19 protein-coding genes are annotated in these 16,698 nt (G+C 36.2%); 9 read left to right on the top strand and 10 right to left on the bottom strand.

The window, feature by feature from the left end:
* Genes SHI21_RS19545 through SHI21_RS19535 form a run of 3 tightly spaced genes read right to left on the bottom strand, consistent with a single transcriptional unit; the run spans position 1 to position 2,171 of the window.
* The gene (locus SHI21_RS19545) at positions 1-591 is read right to left on the bottom strand and encodes an NADPH-dependent F420 reductase (RefSeq protein WP_323578841.1); all 591 of its coding nucleotides are present in this window, start codon (positions 589-591) and stop codon (positions 1-3) included.
* Positions 588-1,700: an alkene reductase gene (locus SHI21_RS19540; protein ID WP_323578840.1), complete on the bottom strand. Its 1,113-nt coding sequence runs from the start codon at positions 1,698-1,700 to the stop codon at positions 588-590. The genes SHI21_RS19545 and SHI21_RS19540 overlap by 4 nt, the downstream gene beginning before the upstream one ends.
* Before the next feature lie 51 nt (positions 1,701-1,751).
* Positions 1,752-2,171, bottom strand: coding sequence for an Rrf2 family transcriptional regulator (locus SHI21_RS19535; protein WP_323578839.1), 420 nt, complete (start codon positions 2,169-2,171; stop codon positions 1,752-1,754).
* 169 nt (positions 2,172-2,340) lie between these two features.
* Between SHI21_RS19535 and SHI21_RS19530 the strand changes: the two genes are divergently transcribed.
* The 4 genes from SHI21_RS19530 (at position 2,341) to SHI21_RS19515 (ending at position 4,659) form a co-directional block, all read left to right on the top strand.
* Complete coding sequence (locus SHI21_RS19530; protein WP_323578838.1) at positions 2,341-3,156, top strand: helix-turn-helix domain-containing protein; 816 nt, start codon at positions 2,341-2,343, stop codon at positions 3,154-3,156.
* Between the two features lie 88 nt (positions 3,157-3,244).
* Positions 3,245-3,580, top strand: coding sequence for a carboxymuconolactone decarboxylase family protein (locus SHI21_RS19525; RefSeq protein ID WP_323578837.1), 336 nt, complete (start codon positions 3,245-3,247; stop codon positions 3,578-3,580).
* Between the two features lie 109 nt (positions 3,581-3,689).
* Positions 3,690-4,421, top strand: coding sequence for a substrate-binding periplasmic protein (locus SHI21_RS19520; protein ID WP_323578836.1), 732 nt, complete (start codon positions 3,690-3,692; stop codon positions 4,419-4,421).
* A 73-nt stretch (positions 4,422-4,494) separates the two neighbouring features.
* Positions 4,495-4,659 (top strand): hypothetical protein, encoded by a 165-nt coding sequence (locus tag SHI21_RS19515; protein WP_323578834.1) that lies wholly within the window; start codon positions 4,495-4,497, stop codon positions 4,657-4,659.
* A gap of 12 nt (positions 4,660-4,671) precedes the next feature.
* Here the strand turns inward: SHI21_RS19515 and SHI21_RS19510 are convergent, their stop codons facing one another.
* From SHI21_RS19510 to SHI21_RS19500, 3 genes are read right to left on the bottom strand one after another with little or no spacing between them, the layout of a single operon-like run.
* Positions 4,672-6,015 carry a DUF2064 domain-containing protein gene (locus SHI21_RS19510; RefSeq protein WP_323578833.1) on the bottom strand — a complete coding sequence of 448 codons (1,344 nt, stop codon included), beginning with the start codon at positions 6,013-6,015 and terminating at the stop codon, positions 4,672-4,674.
* The gene (arsS, locus tag SHI21_RS19505; protein ID WP_323578832.1) at positions 6,016-6,981 is read right to left on the bottom strand and encodes an arsenosugar biosynthesis radical SAM (seleno)protein ArsS; all 966 of its coding nucleotides are present in this window, start codon (positions 6,979-6,981) and stop codon (positions 6,016-6,018) included.
* Entirely contained in the window at positions 6,981-8,156 is a 1,176-nt protein-coding gene (locus SHI21_RS19500; protein WP_323578830.1) for a metallophosphoesterase, read from the bottom strand. Before SHI21_RS19500 ends, arsS begins: the two co-directional genes overlap by 1 nt.
* A 47-nt stretch (positions 8,157-8,203) precedes the next feature.
* On the opposite strand from SHI21_RS19500, the gene SHI21_RS19495 reads away from it, so the two are divergent.
* A complete protein-coding gene (locus tag SHI21_RS19495) occupies positions 8,204-9,238 on the top strand; it encodes an NAD(P)-binding domain-containing protein (protein WP_323578829.1) in 1,035 nt (344 codons plus the stop codon).
* Here the strand turns inward: SHI21_RS19495 and SHI21_RS19490 are convergent.
* From SHI21_RS19490 to SHI21_RS19475, 4 genes are all read right to left on the bottom strand, one after another.
* Positions 9,133-10,122 carry a lysylphosphatidylglycerol synthase transmembrane domain-containing protein gene (locus tag SHI21_RS19490; protein ID WP_323578828.1) on the bottom strand — a complete coding sequence of 330 codons (990 nt, stop codon included), beginning with the start codon at positions 10,120-10,122 and terminating at the stop codon, positions 9,133-9,135. The genes SHI21_RS19495 and SHI21_RS19490 overlap by 106 nt on opposite strands.
* Positions 10,122-10,745 carry a hypothetical protein gene (locus SHI21_RS19485; protein WP_323578827.1) on the bottom strand — a complete coding sequence of 208 codons (624 nt, stop codon included), beginning with the start codon at positions 10,743-10,745 and terminating at the stop codon, positions 10,122-10,124. The genes SHI21_RS19490 and SHI21_RS19485 overlap by 1 nt, the downstream gene beginning before the upstream one ends.
* Before the next feature lie 4 nt (positions 10,746-10,749).
* Complete coding sequence (locus tag SHI21_RS19480) at positions 10,750-11,715, bottom strand: hypothetical protein (protein ID WP_323578825.1); 966 nt, start codon at positions 11,713-11,715, stop codon at positions 10,750-10,752.
* A gap of 93 nt (positions 11,716-11,808) precedes the next feature.
* Entirely contained in the window at positions 11,809-13,122 is a 1,314-nt protein-coding gene (locus SHI21_RS19475; RefSeq protein ID WP_323578824.1) for a condensation domain-containing protein, read from the bottom strand.
* 205 nt (positions 13,123-13,327) lie between these two features.
* Between SHI21_RS19475 and SHI21_RS19470 the strand changes: the two genes are divergently transcribed.
* From SHI21_RS19470 to SHI21_RS19455, 4 genes are read left to right on the top strand one after another with little or no spacing between them, the layout of a single operon-like run.
* Positions 13,328-14,191, top strand: coding sequence for a phosphate/phosphite/phosphonate ABC transporter substrate-binding protein (locus SHI21_RS19470; RefSeq protein WP_323578819.1), 864 nt, complete (start codon positions 13,328-13,330; stop codon positions 14,189-14,191).
* 3 nt (positions 14,192-14,194) lie between these two features.
* Positions 14,195-15,082, top strand: coding sequence for a phosphonate ABC transporter, permease protein PhnE (gene phnE, locus SHI21_RS19465; protein WP_323578818.1), 888 nt, complete (start codon positions 14,195-14,197; stop codon positions 15,080-15,082).
* On the top strand, positions 15,079-15,831 hold the full coding sequence (locus SHI21_RS19460) for a phosphonate ABC transporter ATP-binding protein (RefSeq protein WP_323578815.1): 753 nt from the start codon (positions 15,079-15,081) through the stop codon (positions 15,829-15,831). The genes phnE and SHI21_RS19460 overlap by 4 nt, the downstream gene beginning before the upstream one ends.
* 8 nt (positions 15,832-15,839) lie before the next feature.
* Positions 15,840-16,646: a metallophosphoesterase family protein gene (locus SHI21_RS19455; protein WP_323578814.1), complete on the top strand. Its 807-nt coding sequence runs from the start codon at positions 15,840-15,842 to the stop codon at positions 16,644-16,646.
* Positions 16,647-16,698 lie beyond the last annotated feature (52 nt).

Below are 16,698 nucleotides of genomic sequence, written 5' to 3'. Positions count from 1 at the left end.
TTAATCCTTTTTAATAAGGTTTAATCCTGCAAGAGGTCCGTCAAGTTGTTGTAGTCTTCCCCCGTATTCAAGTGATCCTAAGTCAACAGGGATAAATTTAAGATCTTTTAGAATACTGGAAAAAGTAGATTTTGCAGAATCGTCATCTCCAGAAATGAAAAGAATTGTTTCATTTTTCGCTGGAACTTCTTTGATCCATTCCATGTGTACAGTATTAAGTGCCTTAATAACTTTTGCTTTAACTAAATCTTTGACAATTACACTTGATACCTGCCCATTGAGTTCTGCCCTTTTAAAATCTGGGCCATAAGTTTCGAAATGGTTTGTGGCATCAATAAGAATTTGGTCAGTACGTAGTTCAATATTTTCAAGAACACTAGAAACTTCAGTCCATGGAATACATAGTACTAAAACATCTGCTCTTAAAACTTCTTCCAATTCTGCAGCTTTCGCATACTCGCCAAGTTCTTTGACGATAGATTTTAATTTATCTTTATTGCGTGAATTTAGAAGAACGTTATATTTGGCATGAGTAAGGTGTCTTGCAAAAGTCTGAGCGACATTTCCGGCACCGATAAATCCAATAATCATATAGACTCCTTGTGAAGAAGATCTGCTTCGATCGGGTAGTCGATATAGCCTTTTGCTCCTCCGCTATAAAAAGTAGCTTGATCGGGAGATCGCAAAGGGATATTTTTTTCGAATTTTTTAGGCAGATCTGGATTTGCAATAAAAGGTACGCCATAGGCGATCAGGTCTGCATTACCATCTTGAAGAACTCGTTCGCCTGATTCTTTTGTATATCCTCCTCCTACAATCAAAGTTCCTTTGTAAAGTGGGCGGAAGTAAGCTGCGACATCTTTATACATCGCTGCTGGAGTACCTGAGACATCTTGCTGAGGCCCTAAGATATGGAGATAGGCCAATGGCAATTTATTAATTTCACTCACTAAGTATTTATATGTTTCTTCTGTAGTGTCGTTGAAATCGAAAATACCTGATTTGGTAGCAGGACTTATTTTAAATCCGACTTTACCAGGTCCCCAAATATCAATTATCTTTCTTAGTACATCAAGAGCAAAACGTGATCTGTTTTCTACAGATCCACCATACTGATCAGTACGTTTATTAGATGACGAATTTAAAAATGATGGAATAAGAAATACATGTGCCCCATGAACTTCAACTCCGTCGAAACCGGCGCTCTTTGCGCGAATCGCTGCAATTGCATAATCTAAAATCGTTTTTTCAATATCTTCAAGAGACATCTCTAGAGGAGTCTCGGTCATTTTAAAACCATCTGGAGTAAAGACACGTTCTTGTGGGTTAATGGCAGAAGGACCTTTTGGTAGAGCATTATTAAGAAGGTCAGGATGTGAAACAGCTCCGCTGTGACCTAATTGTAAAAATATTTTTCCACCGGCCTCATGAACTGCTTCCGTTACTTTTTTCCATCCATTTTTTTGAGCATCATTAAATATTCCAGGTACATTTATGAATGAAATGGCCTCCGGACTCACCCATGTACCTTCAGTGATTATTAATCCTGCGCTTGCTCGTTGTTTGTAGTATTCGGCGCTGATTGACTCTGGAACTAAGTCTTTATTTTCGGCCCTTCCACGAGTCATAGGGGCCATCACGATTCTATTTGATAAAGGAATGTTTCGGATTGAATATGGTTCCAGCAATTTTGATTTCATTAAAAACTCCTATTGTGATAGTAATTGTCACATTAAAGGTCCAAAAAAAAGTTATTGAGTAATTTCGTTAGTTATTTTATCTAAAGTTATCTTAGAGAGTTCTTTTTCCATGGCCTTTTGAACATTTCCGAGAGTTGATTCTAATTGGCCTTTGATATTGCAACTTATTGTACAGCTTTTCTGTACAGGATAAGTGTGAATATTAAAAATTTGTGGTGCTTCTATCGCTTGATAGATATCAAGTAGGGTAATGGACTTCGGTGATTTTGCCAAAGAACAGGCCCCATTTTTTCCTCTTGTAGATTCGACAAGGCCTGCTTTAACAAGCTTTGAAATAACTTTGCGAACAAAACTTGGTTCTGCATTTACGCTTGAAGCAAGAGAGCTTGAAGTCACATCATTTCCATAGTGAGCAGCTAAGCCTACTAGAATATGGATCCCTGTTGAAAATTGCACATTTGTTGAACTCATAATGTGATAATAATTGATACATTAAGAAAATGCAAGTATAAAATGCTTAAGAGGAATTTTAAACTCAATATTGTCGAACCATTATTATTAATATTCAATGTTTGCATATCAAAGTTTAATTTATTTAATTTAAGTTATATTTAGAATGAGGTTTGGTACAAAAATCATTATGGAATTAAGAATAATAAATCTAAAATCTATCACTAAGCTTACTCAGGTGGCGCTTTATTCAGCGATGATAATTCCAAAAGGCAAGGGTGTATGTAAAGTGGACTCTGGGACTTATCCTTTTGAAGGGCCATCTATTTTGTTTCTTACTCCATTTCAAAAGTTAAACTTTACGGAAGTTGATGTTGAAGATGTTAAGCTTCTTCAGTTTCATGGTGATTTTTATTGTATTGAATTACATCAACCAGAAGTTGCTTGCAACGGCCTTCTTTTTAATAATGTTTATTTGTCTCCATTTATAAAGCTTTCGACTTCTGAATTACTAAAGAGCCGCGAGTTATTTTCATCAATTGAAAACGAATTAAAAAATCCTGATAAATCGATATTAACTTCTTACCTGCAGTTATTTCTGGCCATCGCAAGTCGTATTAAGAGAGCCGAGGTAGGTGATAAACTTGTATCACCAGGAAAAGATGTCAAGATGGAAGAATTCAAAGAACTCATAGATCGACATTTTTTATCAAAACGACGTCCAAGCGATTATGCAAAGTTATTAAACCTTCAAATGGATTCTCTGACTAAAAGAAGTAAAAAGTATTTTACAAAAAGTCCTTCTCAGCTGATTCATGAGCGCATAATCATAGAAGCGAGGAGAGAGCTTCATTTGACTAGAAAAAGTGTAAAGGCCATTGCTTTCACGCTTGAGTTTAAAGACGAGCATTACTTTAGCCGCTTTTTTAAAAAAGAGGTGGGGTTGTCCCCTCAAATGTTCCGTCAAAAGGCCGGAATCTCGATCATTGCTGATTTGTCCATCTGAATTCCAATCCTGTCCATGGATGAATTTATTTAATCCCATATACTACATTTACAACAACTAAAGTTGATAACTTTTAAAAGGAGTTTTTATGTTGAACTGGAATGAGTATCTTGCACAAATTAAAGCTAGAATTGGAAAAATTAGTAAGAGTAATCCTGATGTCATTAAAGGCTATATGTCACTCGTGAATGCCAAGACCGAAAATTCAAAGCTTGATCCTAAAACTAAGGAATTAATCGCTCTGGCCGTGGCCATAACTACTCGATGTGATGGATGTATCGTTTCTCATGTTGACGCTGCTAAAAAGCATGGAGCAACTCAAGAAGAAGTTATGGAAGCTTTAAGTGTAGCGATTGCAGTCAATACTGGTGCAGCTTTAATTTATACAGCAAGAACAATGGATGCTTTCGAAGCGTTAAAGTAAAATGATAATTTGCTGACTTGTCCATTCGAAATGCCGTTAAGTCCATGGTTAGCAGTTCTCATTATTGATAACATCTTCTTGCCTACATATTTAGCTAGCTGGAGGGTATATGAGGATATTTATTATAAGAGGACTGCTTTTATTTATATTAGGTGAAGCCAATATTCTGAATGCTAAAGAATTACAAATTGAGACAAGTGAGATTTATCCTTTTGGGCATATCGACGAAAAAGGAAATAATGCTGGTCTCATTTATGAAATTAGCAATCGAATTGCCGAAAATGCTGGTTTTACTTATAAAAATAAAATCATTCCATTTCCACGCACAATACTTGATTTAAAAAATGGAAATGCAGATTTTGTTATTAGATATACAAATGAAGAAATGCTTAAAGTTGCTATTCAGGTTGCACCGACAGTTGGATTCTCCACAATTATCTTATCTAACTTTGGAGTAAATTATAAAAGCTTGGATGATTTGCATGGAAAGACGGTTGGAGTTATAAGAGGTGGTGTTTTTGATGATCGTTTTTTTGCTGATAATCTCATAATAAAGTTTGAGGTGAGAGATTACGAGCAAATGTTTAGTATGTTGTTAGCAAAACGTATTGATGCAGCGATCGGAATTGATATTGGCCTATATTCTACAGCTAGAAAACTTAAAATTTCTAAGTCTCTATTAGGCACGCCGCTTTATTTACAAAAAAAGTATTTTATTCTTAATTACTCAAAGAAAAATGTAGATGAAAAAACAATTAAGATTTTAAAGCAAACAATTAATAAAATGCGCGAAAAAGGTGATTTTGAAAGAATTGAAAAAAAATATAGGGCATTGATATAAAAATATATATTACAAATTTGAAAATGAATTATGATTAGTTAAGGATATAAAATACATAAGCAGGATGGGATGTATGGATGAAAAAAAAGATGGTTCAAAAAACAGTGAATTAATTAAGTTATTTTCAAAGTCAGACAATCTGAAGAGAAATATTTCTAATTTTAAGAATCCTAAAGCTAAATTCAGTATGAAGAAAGTAGGGAGAAGTAGAAATCAGAAAGGTCAAAAGAGTTATTAGTGAAAATGTGATTTAAGATAATTGAGTTTTTGCCCAATTGATTATAATTCTTTGATCACTAAGAAGATTTTCTTTTGTATATGATGAAAGATTTTTTAGGTCTTGGAAGTTATCGATATCAAAATTCTCATCTAAAAAAGAGAAGTTGGAATTTCCCAAGGACTTGATCAGGTCGGCAGAGGTATGTTCTGTTGAGTAGGCCACTGAGTTCCAGGTGCTACTGCTAATTTCATTTTTTCCACCAAATAAATAGAATCCACCATCTTCAGTTTTACCAAGAACATAGGGTGATGCTGAATTTATTAATTTCTGTGCATTTAAAATTAATTCATAATTCAAGTGAGGGAGATCGGCCCCTATTAAAAAGACAGAATCATGCTTTTTTTGAAGTTCGGCATAAACTGTATCGAGCCTTTGTCCTAAATCTCCTGTGCCCTGGGAAACGGTTTTAAAGCTATCCCATAGCGGATGCGATAACTGCTCAGGCTCAGCTACGGCCCAATAAGCTTCAATTGATCCTTCACTTTTTGATATAGCTTCCATGACTACTGTTTCAGTGGCCTTTAATGATAGCTTGAAGAATTCTTCGGCCTTATCTTTTCCAATATGAGCAGCAAGCCTGCTTTTGACTGTAGAGACACCTGGAGTTTTTACAAAAATTGCGACGGCCGTCGTTGGCCTCTTTTTATTTTTTTGAGTAAAACACTTAAGCCATTCAGGAGCAGCTTGTTTATAAGTTAAGAAGAGATGGCGTGTAGTTGTTTTAAACCATCCATTTTTTTGATACTTTCTTGCGCTGGTGTAGAGAGTGGTCTCTGCTGGCAGAACCTCAACCTGTCTTTGATGGGCCTTCCAGATGAGTAAATGATCTTCCCCGTAAGGTGCATTTTGATTAAATTGCCCAAGAGAAAAAAAAGTACTCTTGGCCATGAAAAACCCCTGGTCTCCAAAAGGCATTTTTAAAAGGTGAGATCGCAGATAGGTACCCAGGTTGTTTAAGTTCATATAAGATGGGCCATCTTGTAAGAATTTCAAATCAAAATAATAAATGGCTTCATTATTTTCGAGAATTTTTTCTTCTATTTTTTGTAATGAATTATTTGTCAGTTGAGAGTCTGCGTGAAGAAACCAAAGAAATTTTCTTGTTGCTAATTGAGCACCATAATTTAATTGTCTGGCACGGCCTTGCTCACAGAATTCAAATCGGACACGTGTCGTTTTAGATTTCATATTTTTAAAATCAGGTCCGACAAGAATAATTTCAAATTTTCCTTCGAAAGAAAGCAGTTTATTAACTAAGTCTTCCCAGCAATGGTCCTGAGATTTTACAGGGATGATGACACTTAAATTATCCATTTATAGTAAGGCCCCACCGCATGAACTTCCGGCACCAGCTGTGCAACCGTAGCAATGATCTGCCAGCGCAATGTTTTTATTTTTAAACTCTTCAAACATTTTGATATCCCATAGGGTTGTTATTTTAGAGTCAATTGGAATCTCTAACATTTGATTAAAGTCGCAGTCGTAAATTTGTCCATCCCATCCAATGGAAATAAGTGATTTGCACATCACAGAGTTCGCTGCATGAGGATTAAAGTTGTTAACCAGCAATTCCATATATTCGTTATATTTTCCCTGACGAATAAGATCATCAAGAAAGCGTTTAATAGGCATGTTAGTAATTGTATAAAGTTGATTGAACTCAATATTAAAAAGATGTTTTAGTTCTCTTTTGTAATCGCTTTCAAGTTTTTCTTGTCCACCTGGAAGAAAAGCTCCGCCTGGATTGTAAACAAGATCGAGCATCAACCCAGATCCAACGATTCCAAATCCTAATGAGTTTAAAAGTTTTAGCGCTTCAATACTTTTATCAAAAACTCCACGGCCTCTTTGTTTATCAACGTTAGTTTTTGAATAACAAGGCATAGAAGCGATGATGTGAACTTTTTGGTCTTTTAAGAATTGCGGGATATCTTCAAAACCTTTTTCATAAAAAATAGTTAAATTACAACGATCAATAACTTCAAGATTCATTGAGCGTGCAGCAATAACTAATTTTTTGAAGTAAGGATTCATTTCAGGTGCACCACCTGTAAGGTCGATAGTTTTTAATTCCGGAGAATGGGCCATTAATTCGATAATACGATCGATTGTTTTTTCGGTCATATTTTCGGTTCTCGTGGGCCCTGCTTCCACATGACAGTGGTGACAAGCTTGATTACAAAGTTTTCCAAGATTGATCTGTAAAGTATCAATAGACACTCTTTTAAGCTTTATATTGTGCTCATTAAGTTTTTTATGGAAAGCGATTACATTGCTCATTAAACCTTCTCCGACGAGGTAAATACAATTTCTGCAATTTCTGAATTAATCATAAATCTATTAGGTGGTCCCCAGAATCCAGTTCCACTATGGACATAGAGATTCATTCCTTCATGAACGTTAAGTCCGCGTACATAAGGTTGAATCAGGTAAACCAGGATACTCCACGGAAAACCCTGGCCGCCGTGAGTATGGCCTGAGAGTTGAGTGTGAAAGCCTTCTTTACAGGCCTTAAAACAACTTTTTGGCTGGTGAGCGAGCAAGATCTTATAAGCTTCTTTTGGAATACCGAAAGCAGCCTTTTTTGGATCGGAGGCGTTATCCTTATCGAGTTTATCTGCTGAAGGATCATTAACTCCGGCCAGATAAAAATCTGTATTGTTATAATTTAATTTTACATTTTCATTTATTAAAGGATTTAGTCCTGAGGTACGGGCCCATTCAATCCATTCATTCGCATACCAATAGTATTCGTGATTGCCAGTAATATAATAAACACCCAGGCGTGCTTTTAAATTTAAGAATGGGGCCATGTCGTCTTTTAAAAATTTAACTTCACCGTCAATTGAATCACCAGTGATTGCGATAATGTCAGGATTAAGAGCATTGACCTCTTTCACCAGTATTTCACAAAAGTCTTTTTTTAAAGTCGGGCCGATATGCATATCTGAGAGCTGAACAATTTTAAGGCCATTTAAATTTTTATGATCAGGAGGGAGCGGTATGTTCACTTTTACAATTTTTGGTTCGAAAGAGTTATGAAAACCTACACCTGTGACAAGAGTTGCACTTCCAAGCCCGGTTAGAATCAAATTTTTCTTTAAAAAATTTCTTCTTGAGTTGTCGCTTTCTGGGACATTCGGTTTTCCCATCCATTTTTCGGCAAGGTTTGATATATCGAGAATGATGCACATGATGACCACAAGGCCGATAAGACCAAGAAGGACATAGCTCAAGTTCATCAAAAAATAAAATGAGGAACCATGAATAAAAGAATTTTGAAGGCGATAAATAAATCTAAAAAATGCACAGTAGATAAAAAGAATATCAAAAACATAAAGCCAAATATTTTTAATTTTAAAAACATCAGCAATATTTCTTTTAATCGTATTACGGATATAAAACCACAATACAATGGAAAGCAGGCCGGAGAGAATGGTAGGTAGGATTGTCATTTATTTATTATAGTGAATATTTTGGGGGAATGAATTAAAATTACTTTATGGAAAATAGTATCAATCATCAGGTGATAATCATCGGCGCAGGGCCCGCGGGGCTTGCTTTAGGGCTGTATTTACAAAAAAATAATGTTGATTATTTGATTTTAGAGCAACACTCTAGCGCCGGATCTACCTGGGATCAAATGCCTGATCATCTTTCTCTGATATCTTTATGGCATTCCAATTGTCTTACTAAAGAAGATTTATCATTGAGCTCGCGAGTGAAAGCTCATTCTGCTAAAGAATTTGCTGAGTATCTTAAGGGGTTTGCTAAAAAGCACATGCTTAAAATTAAAACCAATACAAAGGTTTTAGATATTAAAAAAACGAATAACTTATTTGCTATCACTACAGATAATGAGCAGTACACTTCAGAAATCCTGGTTGATTGCAGAGGGTATTTTAATTATCCCTTTACGCCAACAATCCCAATATCCGGCAATGCACCAAAAATGTTGCATTTTAAGGACTATAAAAATTGTGCACAATTTGAGAACGATAAGAAAATCCTCATTGTTGGAAAACGCCTTTCAGCTGGACAACTTCTGCGCGAGTTTGCAGCGACTGGTAAGCATGAATTATATTTATCTGTGAGAAGCGAAGTGAAATTTAGTTCGCATCCTTTGATTTATAACTTCTTCTTAAGGAATTTAAATATCTTTGAAGGAATTATTAAAGGATTAAAAATTAATACAAAGGCCGAGATCGAAGTTCCAATGCACTATGATGCCAAAAAGGTTGTTGAGCAAGAAACCACAGTGAAGGGCGATATCGTAAAAATAGAGAATAAAAATGTCTACTTCACTGATGGATCTGTTGAGAGTGTTGATGTGATTATTTTTGCAACCGGGTTCAAACCGCATGCAGTAAATTTTAAAAATGATTTTGAATCAATTGAGACTTCAGGATTATTTTATCTGGGAAGAAATGCTCAGCGAACTTTCACAAGTCGCTTCATCAGAGGGATTCGCGAAGACGCTCCCATTTTAGGCCAGTTAATTTTAGGCAGGCTCGCATCCATAACTAAAGACCAATAAGAATAGGCACCCATCGGAAATAAAAAGAGCATCAAGATCGCTCTATCAACTAAGCTTGCAAGTAGAGCTGTCTCAAACTGAATTCCATATTGTTGGGCAATGTAAGCAGTTACCATCTCTTTTACGCCGATATTACCAGGAAGAACCTGGAAAAAAGATGAGGCCAGTAAAATGAGACTTATTTCAAATGAATCAAAGGCCTTTATTTCAATTCCGATTGCTTTAAAAGATAAATACACTTTTAAAGGATGAAGTAACATCATCCCTAACCATGAAAGAGTAGAGACAGTCATGAGTTTTTTATCTGTCAGATACTTGTTGGGTGAATATTTGCGATCCATTTTAAATATCTTCATGATGAAATTAGATGCAAAAAGAAAGGCCAGTGAAACAACTGTTAGTATGATGAACATTGTTTCAAGAGCTGTGAAGATCACTGCATGTTTGCTTAATAAAAAGTGACAGTAGACTGCACCAACGACACCTAATAAAATAAAACCAGGCATAGACATAGCGAGACCCATTGAAACGAGTTCTCGTTTAGATAAGTCATATTTTTTGTTGATAAATAACAAGCGGGCCGCTGAGCCACCAGAAGCAGGAAGTATATAATTAAGCAGATCGGCCAGTGTACACAGGCCATACCATTCTTTGAACTTAAGATTAATATTGTGTCTTTGTAGTGGGTAGGTTTGAGTTAGTCCCAATAGAAAATAATTGCATGCATGCATACCAATCAATAATAGGATAACGCTAATATCGATATTTTGAATTCGATCGAATGAAGAGCTATTCTTGTAAACATACAGGCCCATACCTCCCAGCATTGATGCTGAAAGAAGCAGGATGATAACATGGTATAGCGTTTTTTTAGTTGAACTCATTATCTCACCAAAACCTTAGGTTTAATTATTTTCAACCAGCGGTAATAGATATTACTTAGGGTAAAGACCCACCCAAATTTCCAGCTTAGATTGTTGATGTCGGTATGAATTCTTTCAAGAGACTTATTTCTTGTTGTGTAAACTTGAATATTAAGAGGATTTTTATTTTTATCAATAAAGCCTTTCGTAAACATTCCTTTAAGGAATGATTTGGGAGTCGTGTTGATAATAGAATGCTGAGGAATACTGATTCCTATTCCTTTTTCAAAAATTTGCAGTAGTCCCTGATGACAAGTAGGAGTTCTTTTATTTTTTATAGTCGTAAGGTATTGTTGGAAATTGCGTAAGTCTTCTTTTGGAATGTTTTTAATTCTGATAAAGAGTGCTGCTCTGATATTATCAACCCTTGATGGTTGGAGCTTGCAAGGATTAATACTAAACCTAGGATGGAATTCGATATTTCCGCAAATAATGAAGCAATGATAGTTGGTAGGCGATAATCCGATGATCAATTCATTTTCAATTTCTAGGCGATCTCCAAAAAACCAGATACCATCATTTGAGCCATCTATTTTAGTGACTTCATGAGATACGTTAATCAGGTCGTTTTGAGTTATCATCATAAAATTATAATGTTCCTACTTTAAAAACTTTCTCCATTAGTCTGTCGACAATGTTTGGTAGTCTTTTTGAAGGATCAAACTTATATCCTTTGGCCAGTTTTCTTAAATCCACAAAAAATAGATTTCCCTTTGCTCCTCTTGCTAGGACCCTTTCATCAGTAAATTTAGCAAGGAACTTTTCTTCAGGGCGAACAGTAGTTCTTTCTCCAGCATAAGAAAGTTCTGAGAAGTATTTTTTAGAAATAGCACTTCTGCAAACTTCACTTCTTCCTTTTTCAGAATAGATTCGGTAAGTGTCTTTCATCCAGTGACCAGTGATCGTATTGACCGCAGGGTAAGGAGCAGGATTTCCCCATCCAATTCTTTTTTTATTTCCATTAGTATTTGAAAACCATGGAAAAATACTTCTTAAAAAACATACGAATTCAAGATACTCAACTCTATCGTAGTTTCTATTTCTAAAAATTGTGACAGGTTCACGCTTTTCTTCGTGTACAAAATTTTTGAATGATTCTTGAAATTCTTTATTACTAAAATGGGTGATGGCATCTTGAAAATCATTGAAGATTAAAAATCCGCCATTGTAATGAACGCAGCCATGAATATAATTAATTGCCGGTGGCATACGATCAGGACGACCTTTAGGGAACTCTGCGCTTTTTGCTGAATTCTCAACCATTTTGCGCATAAAGTTTCCAACATCGCAAACAATCGAGTCATCTGTCGGGCCATTTTCGAAAACTTCACTTCTGATTGATTGGAAAACAATATTTTGTTTCCAGATAGGTTCCAGGTTTTCAGGATTAATCCCTGTCACCATTGGATGATCTTTTTCTAGTAATCCACCTTTCATTGGTCTAAGCCAAACGATATTAAAAACGTTAAGAATACCCCACGTATTATGGACAGTTAAACGCATCCATATAAAACATGTCTTAATTAAATTCATTAATTTTAGTAGTGTTTGCATGCCGGCCTCTATAACCATAAGTGTATTTTTATGTATTATATAGAGTCTCGGGTCTCCAATGAGAGCACTTGTAATCTTTACATGTAGAGGAGATTAACTGTCTTGAAATAGTTCAGTGAAGAGGTTGTTTTTGAAGTTAGATATAGTCTCTTTTTCAACAAGATACTTCAGATATTCGATTGTTATAGTCTCGGCCCCGGCAACCCCGGTAAAGATGACTCCAACCCCTGGTGACTTAAGCATTGTCCCTCGTGCCCAGATATTGATATCGGTCCAGCCAGTCGGAAATACGAAAGAGCGAGGCACCCTGCCGGCACTGATTAAGAGTGAGCTGGAGCTGGCGTGTGGGTTTTGGTCAAATTTAAGAAAGATGTTTTTTAAAGTACTAGGTTTTAGAAAAGCACAAGTCGCTAAAGTGCCAAAAATGAACTTAGCTGCTTTATCCATTTTATGTGAATTGATAATGTACTTAACTTTTTCCATGAATTTAGGATCATGAATTTCCTGTCTCTTACCTACGATCCAGACGGTTGTAAGAATATTTTGAAGTGAGTAGCGAATTTTTAAAAGTGGGCGCAAAGTTTTAGGGATATAAACCATGATTGGAGTTTCAAAATCACCACGACTTTTTAAGCTGGAATCAAGGGCCTTAAAGCACTTAAAAGTTAAGTGTTCCGTCATTGAGATATTCGTTTTTCTGCAGGCCGTGCGCATTTTTTCTTGTTGATCAGCAGTTAATTGAAATGTCTGTGATGTGACAAAACGAGAAGTTTTTTCTGGATGATCGATTAATGATCCCATTTGGTATTGGCGTTGTTTTTTTAATGGTCTTAGTTGGGCATAGATATGACCTAAGAACCATTTAATTCCCATATATTTCCATAACGAGCGGTAGCGAAAGACCTTATCTTTTTTGGCTTCCTGACGTATTTCCATTCCGTTCATCACTCTGAAAATTTCTTCCATTAAGTTAAACTGTCCCGCGGCATCACATAAAGTATGGTGGACATTAAAAAGAAGAATGTTTTTTTGATCTTGGGTTTTCCCAATGAGAAATCGGAAAGCAGGAGACTTTGATAGATCAAATTTCTTCTGACAGAATTGGTCGATAGAGTCCTGGTCTAAGACTTCGTCCCTAAGCTCGACAACTTGATGAGAGTTGAAATCAGCAGACGTACTATAGAATCGTTTAAAGCTGAAATGTGTTTCTTCGATATAAGATCTTAAAAGAGGGATTTCTAAAATGGCCTTATCGATGGCAGTTCTCATTAGTTCAAGTTGAATATCGCCCTTAAACTCCACTACAATCTGACTGTTATATGCAATGTGCTCAGACTCATGAGCAAGCATGAACTTCTCTAAAGAGTTCAAAGGGATTGATCTTGAATGTTTACTAAAGAGTGACATGTCAGGAGGCTAACATGAAATAGTGTTGCAAAAATTTGTTGTGCACTTTTTTTAGGTATGTCCAAATTTTATACAGTTAAGGAAATTAAATAGTTGAATAATTCAGTTTTTAAAACTCAAGGGAAAGAGTTGCCATAAAATTCTCTTAGTAGAATAGAGGGGCATAAAATATAATTAATTATCAATATACCTAAAAGGATGATTTATGAAGTTAATCTCATTACTTGCTTTAATGTTTTTAAGCACTCAAGTCTTTGCAGAACTAGCACCTTTAAAATTTGGGGTAGGACTATTCCAGCCAGACAAAGAAAAAAACGATGCGACTTATAAGCCGCTAGCGGATTACCTGGCAAAAGAATTAAAACGTCCGGTTGAGTTGAAGACTGTAGATACATGGGAAGGATTGGCGAAATCACTGGCCGCTGGTGAAACAGATATCGCTCTTATGGGGCCATGGGGTTATGTCCTTGCTAATAATGAAGCTAATGCTTCTGCTATTGCGACGATTTTATACGATGGGAAGCCTGAGTACTTTGCCATTATAGTAACTCATCCAAATTCTGGAATCACGAAAACAGAACAACTTAAAGGAAAGAGTTTTGCTTTTGGTGATAAAGGATCAACTTCAGGATATTTGATTCCATTTCACTATTTCCACAAAACTTTCAGCGTAAAAGAACCGGAAGATTTTTTCTCAAAAGTTCTTTATACAAAACACCAGGCGATTGAAACTCAGGTTACAGCAGGTGAGCTTGATGCCGGAGCTGATTATAATAGAAACCGTAATTCGATGATCGAGCAAGGGCTAATTGATGAGAAAAAATCAGTGATCATCTGGACATCTGAGCCTCTACCTAACGATGCAATGGCCGTAAGTTCTGAACTGGCAAAAGATAAAAAACTGGTAGCATCAATTCAAAAAGCGCTTTTATCAATTGGAGCGGCCTTAAAAACTAATCCAGGATTACTACCTGCTCATTACACAGGATTCGTAAAAAAGGATAATGCTTTTTATAAACCGATTAGAGATGCTGGTCTTGCGACTGGTAAATTAGTGCCAAAAAAATAATTAATGCAAACATTTAAAAAAATGATTGAAAATATGCAGATAAAATCCAAAACCTTCTGGTTGTCCGGATTTTATCTGTTTATTGTTATCCTCTGTATATTTAGTTTTAATGTTGAAAGCGATTTATCTTTCGGGCGCAGGCCCTGGAATAATCTTGTCAGGACTTTTAAAGAGTTGGCACAACCGAGTTTTCTTAGAGTCTGGACAGGCAATGAAAATTACGAATTCAAAAATGATGAAGGGGTCGTCTTAAGAAGTGAAAATCAAAAAGAATTAGAAAAGTCATTTCTTGGTGCTTTAATGAGGGCCGGATGGATGACTTTTAAAATAGCTACGCTGGGCTCAGCGCTGGCCGCGGTCACTGGATTTTTACTTTCATGGCCGGCATCTAAAAAACTTAATTTTCCTAAACCTGTTTTTTACTTATCCAATATCATTATTAATTTCTTCCGCTCAATTCACTCATTAGTTTTTGGATTAATGTTAGTGGGGATTGTTGGTCTTGGCCCGATGGCCGGTATTTTAGCGATAGCACTTCATTCAACTGGAAGTTATGGAAAATTATTTTTGGAGTCGATTGACTCACTTGATTTGGTTGAGGCCGATGCCCTTAGATTAAGTGGTGCCGGGCGAATTCAGATTTTCTTTCATGCCATCTGGCCGGAACTACTCCCTCAATTTTTATCCACTCATCTTTATGTCTGGGAATATAATATGCGTGACTCTGCCGTTCTAGGTTTGGTTGGAGCAGGTGGATTAGGTTTACTTTTAAGTGATGCAGTCTCTCTTTTTCAGTGGCAGAGGCTCTCAACTATACTTCTTTTCCTTTTTATTCTTGTAAGTGGATTCAGCTTAATTAGTAATAAAATCCGTGAAGGATTACTCGCATGATGGATGCTTCAATTCTTGATTTTAAGAACGTCTCTTTAATTCTTCCTTCGGGAAAAACAGTCCTAGACCGAGTCAATCTCAATTTAGAGAATCATCAATCAATGACTATTATCGGCCATAATGGTGCCGGTAAATCAAGTCTCTTGAAACTGATTGTTGGAGATAAGTTTTGCACAGAAGGTGAGCTTCATATCCTGGGGCATTCTTTAAAACAGCAGACAGAGAAAAAATCAATTCAAAAAATGCGTTCTGAAATTGGTTTCATCCATCAGGGTCTTCATTTAGTCGGAAGAAAAAATGCCATTGAAAATGTTTTGATGGGAAGACTTCCTCATAACCAATCAATAAAGACTTGGTTTGGAATTTTCAATTCCAGTGATTATGATATGGCCTATGAAGCTTTAAAAGAAGTGAAGATGAGTGATAAGGCCTTAATGAGAGCAGATAAGCTTTCAGGTGGGGAAAGACAAAAGGTGGCGATAGCCAGAGCTCTGGCCCAGTCGCCAAAGATTCTTTTGGCAGATGAGCCGACAGCAGCACTTGATCCAAAAGCAGCAAGTGAAGTGGCAGAATTATTAAGACAGCTGGTAGAAAATAAAAAATTAAGTTTGATTACAGTCGTGCATTCATTGGATTTAATAAATAAGCTTTCTCATCGAGTTGTGATTATGAAGCAGGGGCAGATTCTTTTTGATGGAGATAGACAGAATATTTCTCCAACTGAAGTGAATGAATTTTACAACACATAGGATTGATAATGAAAACTCTAGAAGTAAAAGTAGAAAATGCTGAAACAATTATTCTTTGTGGTGGACCTTACAGTAATTTCTCTTCTCTTGAGGCCTTTATTGAAAAAACAAAAGATTATCAATACCGTTTTTGTCTGGGAGATATCGGTGGATTTGGCCCTTATCCCGATAGGTCTATTGAGCTTTTAAAACACAACAACATAACATGCCTGCAAGGAAACTATGACCAGACCGTAGGAAACGGAGAAGCTGATTGCGGATGTGGTTATATTGATCCACTTGATCGCAAGTTTGCACAGGTCAGTTTTGATTACACTCTAAAGAATACCAGTTCCTCTAATCGTTCATGGCTAAGCTCTCTTCCTCAACATATTTTATTAAAGTGGGCGGATAAAAAAATTCTTTTATGCCATGGCTCTCCAGATGAGATGAATGAATTTGTTTTTGAATCAGAGACATCAGATGACAAAATTAATTTCTGGTTAAAAAAATATGATGTTGATGCTATTTGTGTAACTCATTCAGGTATTCCCTGGATTAAGACTACAGCACAAGGGCAATGGGTTAACGTCGGAGTTCTAGGTCGTCCGGCCCATGAAGGCCTGGGACGTGTTTTTTATGCAAGTGCGAGTCTTTTAGATGGAAGACTCGAGTTTAGTCTATGCCCGCTGGATTATGACCCTACAGCTGTTATTAATGCTATGAGATCAGAAGGACTTCCTGAAGAGTTTAGCCAGTCACTCCTTATTGGAGAGTGGACGACATGTTCTGCGATTCTTCCTGATCATGAAAGGGTTTTAAGAAAGAGACTATAATCGTCAGATATTGACACCTTCAGTTTCCACTAAATAATTTCGATAAGTTCTT

It is taken from the genome of Bacteriovorax sp. PP10 (genome assembly GCF_035013165.1).
In the GTDB taxonomy this organism is placed as follows: domain Bacteria; phylum Bdellovibrionota; class Bacteriovoracia; order Bacteriovoracales; family Bacteriovoracaceae; genus Bacteriovorax; species Bacteriovorax antarcticus.
This window is presented reverse-complemented; position numbering and strand designations above follow the sequence as displayed.

Coding starts and splice junctions, on each gene's coding strand:
- SHI21_RS19545 (WP_323578841.1), bottom strand. CDS start 591: ATGATTATTGGATTTATCGGTGCCGGAAATGTCGCTCAGACTTTTGCA.
- SHI21_RS19540 (WP_323578840.1), bottom strand. CDS start 1,700: ATGAAATCAAAATTGCTGGAACCATATTCAATCCGAAACATTCCTTTA.
- SHI21_RS19535 (WP_323578839.1), bottom strand. CDS start 2,171: ATGAGTTCAACAAATGTGCAATTTTCAACAGGGATCCATATTCTAGTA.
- SHI21_RS19530 (WP_323578838.1), top strand. CDS start 2,341: ATGGAATTAAGAATAATAAATCTAAAATCTATCACTAAGCTTACTCAG.
- SHI21_RS19525 (WP_323578837.1), top strand. CDS start 3,245: ATGTTGAACTGGAATGAGTATCTTGCACAAATTAAAGCTAGAATTGGA.
- SHI21_RS19520 (WP_323578836.1), top strand. CDS start 3,690: ATGAGGATATTTATTATAAGAGGACTGCTTTTATTTATATTAGGTGAA.
- SHI21_RS19515 (WP_323578834.1), top strand. CDS start 4,495: ATGGATGAAAAAAAAGATGGTTCAAAAAACAGTGAATTAATTAAGTTA.
- SHI21_RS19510 (WP_323578833.1), bottom strand. CDS start 6,015: ATGGATAATTTAAGTGTCATCATCCCTGTAAAATCTCAGGACCATTGC.
- arsS (WP_323578832.1), bottom strand. CDS start 6,981: ATGAGCAATGTAATCGCTTTCCATAAAAAACTTAATGAGCACAATATA.
- SHI21_RS19500 (WP_323578830.1), bottom strand. CDS start 8,156: ATGACAATCCTACCTACCATTCTCTCCGGCCTGCTTTCCATTGTATTG.
- SHI21_RS19495 (WP_323578829.1), top strand. CDS start 8,204: ATGGAAAATAGTATCAATCATCAGGTGATAATCATCGGCGCAGGGCCC.
- SHI21_RS19490 (WP_323578828.1), bottom strand. CDS start 10,122: ATGAGTTCAACTAAAAAAACGCTATACCATGTTATCATCCTGCTTCTT.
- SHI21_RS19485 (WP_323578827.1), bottom strand. CDS start 10,745: ATGATGATAACTCAAAACGACCTGATTAACGTATCTCATGAAGTCACT.
- SHI21_RS19480 (WP_323578825.1), bottom strand. CDS start 11,715: ATGCAAACACTACTAAAATTAATGAATTTAATTAAGACATGTTTTATA.
- SHI21_RS19475 (WP_323578824.1), bottom strand. CDS start 13,122: ATGTCACTCTTTAGTAAACATTCAAGATCAATCCCTTTGAACTCTTTA.
- SHI21_RS19470 (WP_323578819.1), top strand. CDS start 13,328: ATGAAGTTAATCTCATTACTTGCTTTAATGTTTTTAAGCACTCAAGTC.
- phnE (WP_323578818.1), top strand. CDS start 14,195: ATGCAAACATTTAAAAAAATGATTGAAAATATGCAGATAAAATCCAAA.
- SHI21_RS19460 (WP_323578815.1), top strand. CDS start 15,079: ATGATGGATGCTTCAATTCTTGATTTTAAGAACGTCTCTTTAATTCTT.
- SHI21_RS19455 (WP_323578814.1), top strand. CDS start 15,840: ATGAAAACTCTAGAAGTAAAAGTAGAAAATGCTGAAACAATTATTCTT.